The organism is Arsenicibacter rosenii, assembly GCF_001870735.1.
In the GTDB taxonomy this organism is placed as follows: domain Bacteria; phylum Bacteroidota; class Bacteroidia; order Cytophagales; family Spirosomataceae; genus Arsenicibacter; species Arsenicibacter rosenii.
Window position 1 is genome coordinate 1 of sequence record NZ_MORL01000161.1, and the last position, 1,191, is coordinate 1,191.

The following is a 1,191-nucleotide window of genomic DNA, read 5'->3' on the forward strand; positions in this document are numbered from 1 at the left end:
GTACGACTACCGATGCGCAGGGACGATTTTCCCTGGGCGTGACAACCGGTAATCCGGCCCTGATTATCAGCGCCATCGGCTACACAACCAGCGAAGTGAAGCCTGCAGGAAGTGAGCTGACAATAGTCCTGCAACCGGATATCCGTCAACTTTCTGAAGTAGTGGTGACAGGCTACAGCGAGCAAAGCCGGAAATCCCTGACAAGTGCTATATCAACAGTCAGAGGTACTGACATTAAAGACATACCCGTACCGAGTCCTGACCAGTTATTGCAGGGAAAAGCGCCGGGGGTTCAGGTACAGGCTAATTCAGGCGTACCGGGCGGCGGTATTTTTATCCGTGTCAGGGGGACAAACTCCGTAAATGCCGGCAATGACCCATTGTATATCATTGACGGGGTGTTTATAAATAATACAAATCTGGTAGCTACCGGTCTGGGTAATCAGGTGCCGTCGAACCCGCTTGCCGATCTGAATCCGGCAGATATTGAAAGCATCGAAGTCCTGAAAGATGCCAATGCAACAGCCATTTATGGATCAAGAGGTGCCAACGGGGTGGTATTGATTACGACAAAACGCGGAAAATCCGGAAAAACGAAACTTTCTTTTGATACCTATCAGGGGTGGTCGAAGGCGGCCAGACTGTTTGAACTGGTAACCGGACCGCAACTGGCTGAGCTTGAAAACGAGCGGTTCATAAACGACGGAGGCAGCCCGGACAACGTTCCGTTCCGGTCTGTAGCAAGCGGCGGGCAGGGGCTACCTTCCGGGCAGCCAACCTATGACCGGATTAATGACTTATTCCGGACAGCGCGTACGGCGAATTATGAACTTTCGGCTTCGGGCGGAAATGATAAGACGCAGTTTTACCTCGGTGGCGGTTACTTCCGTCAGGAGTCGATTGTCAAGCCTTCGAACTTTGAACGGTATAGCTTTCGGGTCAATGTAGATAATCGGGTCAGTGACAGGTTAAAGGTGGGAACAAGTACAGCTCTGGCACGTACCACCCGGAATGTCAGCAGCAACGATAATAACCCTGCCGGGGTTATCAATTCGGCCCTGTTCCCGCGCACAAACCTGCCTGTTTTTAACAGCGATGGCTCCTATGCCAAATACGGCAATTTCGACAACCATCTGGCCCTGATCAACAACCTGAACAATAATGCAGTCGGTTCACGGATTATCAGCAACG

At 51.4% G+C, this 1,191-nt stretch carries 1 protein-coding gene; it reads left to right on the plus strand.

The features are described from left to right. A partial coding sequence (locus tag BLX24_RS30545) for a SusC/RagA family TonB-linked outer membrane protein (RefSeq protein WP_143092944.1) occupies positions 1–1,191 on the plus strand: 1,191 nt, incomplete at both ends.